Consider the following 3,695-nt stretch of genomic DNA (forward strand, 5'->3'; position numbering starts at 1 on the left):
CGCCTTCGACATTTCGTCAGCCACCATTGACAGCTGAATAGAGAGTTTTAGCTTAGAAAATTCGCGATGGCGAACGTAGTAATCTGTAATCCCAATAGCAAGTGGCGACAGGCGGTAGATACTCGCACCATCATTCACTTCACTGGTAAATCGGCTGATAAGTCGTTGTTTGACCATTTCGTTAATCGCATTGTTTGCGCGAAATGGCGACGCATCACCTGTTTCTTCAAATAATCGAGTAACGATAGCGAACGCATCATGCAGTTCACCCTCACCCAATTCTTCATCAAACCTTTCATTGCTGAGCACCGCAATAGCGATTAAAAATGCCAATCGCTCTGTTGTCAGGTTCAATGAGAAATCATGCTGTTTTACCCAACCGACCAACTCTTCGATCGGCAGTTCAGCATTTAGAGTCATCTCACTCATTATTAGTCCTGCTTATCTTTCTTTTGTGCCCATACATGTATGTATCGACCTAACGAGAGGTATGGCTCTTCTCTGCACAGTTGTTTTTCTAGCGCCAACACATCTTCATACTGGTAGTCGCCCATGTACTCCATATTACCTATGTAGTCACTAAAACAACGAATCCCAGATTTGCCACAAATTGAAAATCCTGCGTCTTCTATCCATTGATAGACCTCTTCAGGTTTTAAGCCTTTTTGTGGCTGTAGTTTAAATCTCTTGCGGTGCGGCATCCCATCAAGCACATGGGGAATGTTGCCACACACCACATTTTTATATACCAAGCCGTGATGGTTATAGAACATGATCGATGCCATGCCTCCAGGACGAACTTGTTGTAACACTTTATCCAAAGCGGGCTTTGGATCCGCCAACCACTCCATAACCGCATGGAACATCACAATATCCATTCGGGAGTTAATATGCTGGTCGATAGATTGGACGGGCGAATGAATGAAGCGATACTGCTCAAGCAGATCATTTTTTGCAATATCCTGCTCTGCTAACAACAACATTTCAGAAGATAGATCACATAACGTGACTTGGTGTCCGAGCTTAGCAAGCTTTTGCGACATTTGTGCCAAACCACCGCCCGCATCTAGCACATTGAGTGGCTGATTTGCTCCATCAACAGTATTAACGATCTGTTGAAGATCTTCCCAAACAATGACTTGGCGAATCTCTCCTTTGTCAGAACCGTAAATATTTTTTGCAAATTTGTGGGCAATATCGTCGAAATTGCGGTCTTCAGTCACAGCGGCTTAGGTTATTATGTCTCATCGTGCTGCTATTCTGTCATAAGAAAAGCAGGAATAAAGAGGCTTTCTCTTAAATTATATTCAATTGATGTTTTTTCGGACTATTTAAGTATGTTTGAGCTGAAAAAAGTTGTGTCTTCTTTGCTTATGCCACTTCCAGCGATGCTAATCATCGGTTTGTTTGGCCTAATGCTGATTATGTTTACTCGAAAACAGAAAACAGGATGTTTTGTTGTTCTATTCTCCTTCATCGGCATATTCCTTATTGCTTTCCAACCCGTATCTTCACGTTTGTTGATGCCACTTGAGCGTCAATACTCGGCCTTTTTTCCTGTCGACCAATCAATCGACTATGTAATGGTACTAGGTAGCGGCCATGTGGTTGATGACAAAATCCCTCCGACTTCTGAATTAAGTCGCACTGGATTAATGCGTCTCGCCGAAGGGATACGCGTTATGCGTATCTACCCTGGTTCAAAACTCATTCTCTCAGGTTACTCTGGCGGTTCAGAAGTCAGTAATGCACGCATGATGGCGAAGGTTGCTCTTGCGCTGGGGGTATCTAAGTCAGATATTATTTTGCTAGAGACCGCCAAAGATACCTGGGAAGAGGCTCGACAGGCCGCAGCGTTTGTCACCACCAAGAAGCTTGTTGTGGTCACATCAGCGAGCCATATGCAGCGCGCGCTAAACGAGTTCCATGCGACCGGGCTAAAACCTTATCCTGCCCCAACCAACTATTTAGCGCACAGCAACGTGACCCAAGCGTGGGCGAAATACACGCCTAAAGCTGTCTATCTAGAGCAAACTGAGCGCTACTGGCATGAAACATTAGGCAAGATTTGGCAAAAGCTACGTGATTGGGCGTCTGATTACGAAGAAAAAGCGATACAGTCTTCAGAAAGTAACGTGTAACTCCGCAGACCGATAAACAAAAAAATACCGAGGCGAGCCTCGGTATTTTTGTATTTGATTTACCCAACTAACTGGATATTAATCACCAGCAAACATATAACCTTCGCCGTGAACAGTTACGAATATTTGCGGGTTTTTCGGATCGAACTCCATCTTGGCTCGCATTCGACGAATCAAGACATCGATAGTACGATCGTTCGGCGCATCAACTCGGTGGCTGATCATATTGAGAATACGCTCGCGACTGAGGACCTGATTTGGGTACGAAGACAAGGCTACCAAAAGCTCATATTCAGCCTTGGTTAACTTTACAGGCTCTCCATTCCGACTTAAGGCACGACGCTGAATATCAAACGTCCACTCACCAAAACGAACCACATTGTCGTCTTGCTTAGCAGTCTTTTCCGTTGCGCCTGCGTTTCGTGCAGTCGAGATGCGCCAAAGCAAGTTTTTAACTCGCACTAACAGTTCTCTTAACTCAAACGGTTTGGTAACGTAATCGTCAGCACCCATTTCTAGGCCAACAATCTTGTCAATGCTATCCGTGCGTCCTGTTACCAGGATAATTCCAATGTCTGATTGACTGCGAAGTTCGCGCGTTAACATTAATCCATCTTCACCAGGCAGATTAATATCTAACATAACCAAATCAATCGCATTACCTTGTAGCATGTCACGCATTTGCTCGCCGCTTTCCGCTTCGCTGACTTGATAACCTTCATTCTGAAAGTAGCCAACTAGCTTGCTACGAGTCACTACGTCGTCTTCTACAACTAGTACATGATAACTCATCTACGCCACTTAATTTACATTGGGAATAGTTCTATATTTATTCTATTCATAATCCGTAACATTTCTACTGTTTATCGGTTTAAAACCGATAAAGATGATTTTTTATTGATTCAAGACAAACCCATTAAGCCTGTTAATAAAGCCTCACAAATAGTCATTTATTGTCACGTAAGCCATTACCGCTATTCATTTTTATTGGTTACACTTATAACTAGATATTTTAGGAGTGATACCTAATGCAAGAAATTAAAGCTTTCAACGAAAAACGCGCCGAAATTTATTGGTGGCTTTCAAGCCTTTACGCCAATGAGCTTACTGAAGAGAACCTACAGCAATATCAGTCGGAACAGATCCGTTCATTCCTCTCTGGTTTGGGTGAAAACGCCGAACTCAAGCCAGCAATTGACCGAGTTATCGATGCCCTTAATCGACTGATGGACCGAGAAGATGCTCAGCTTGAGCTCGCTGCAGACTTCTGTGAACTGTTCTTAAAGTCTGACCGCGATTCTGCCCTTCCTTATGCGTCAATGTACATTGGTGATTCAGGTCTACTTAATGACAAACCAGCCAAAGAGATGGAAGAGCTAATGAAGCAACATGGCGTTGCCGTCGACGCGAAGCTAAACGAGCCTGCCGATCACATTGCTATCGAACTCGACCTACTTGGCAACCTGATTGTTCGTTCTAATGAATTAGAACAGGAACGCCACCTAGAAGAAGCGTTTGCTGAACAAGAGAAGTTTATTCGTCAATATATTCTCA

General features: G+C 43.6%; 4 protein-coding genes and 1 pseudogene. 2 read left to right on the plus strand and 3 right to left on the minus strand.

Features of this window, described 5'->3' with window-relative positions; all coding sequences use genetic code 11:
* Together QTO00_RS16410 and cmoM are read right to left on the minus strand one after the other, a co-directional pair.
* Positions 1-429, minus strand: a pseudogene (locus QTO00_RS16410) (chromosome partition protein MukF); the annotation flags it as partial.
* A 2-nt stretch (positions 430-431) separates the two neighbouring features.
* On the minus strand, positions 432-1,223 hold the full coding sequence (gene cmoM, locus QTO00_RS16415; protein ID WP_331425747.1) for a tRNA uridine 5-oxyacetic acid(34) methyltransferase CmoM: 792 nt from the start codon (positions 1,221-1,223) through the stop codon (positions 432-434).
* A gap of 114 nt (positions 1,224-1,337) precedes the next feature.
* Here cmoM and elyC point away from each other — a divergent pair, with 114 nt between their 5' ends.
* Complete coding sequence (elyC, locus tag QTO00_RS16420; protein ID WP_038205416.1) at positions 1,338-2,141, plus strand: envelope biogenesis factor ElyC; 804 nt, start codon at positions 1,338-1,340, stop codon at positions 2,139-2,141.
* A gap of 78 nt (positions 2,142-2,219) precedes the next feature.
* Here elyC and torR read toward each other — a convergent pair whose 3' ends face one another.
* A complete protein-coding gene (gene torR, locus QTO00_RS16425) occupies positions 2,220-2,933 on the minus strand; it encodes a two-component system response regulator TorR (protein ID WP_331425748.1) in 714 nt (237 codons plus the stop codon).
* Positions 2,934-3,169: 236 nt separating this feature from the next.
* Between torR and torD the strand changes: the two genes are divergently transcribed.
* A partial coding sequence (gene torD / locus QTO00_RS16430) for a molecular chaperone TorD (RefSeq protein ID WP_331425749.1) occupies positions 3,170-3,695 on the plus strand: 526 nt, incomplete at its 3' end.

Source organism: Vibrio sp. M260118, assembly GCF_036533755.1.
Lineage (GTDB): Bacteria > Pseudomonadota > Gammaproteobacteria > Enterobacterales > Vibrionaceae > Vibrio.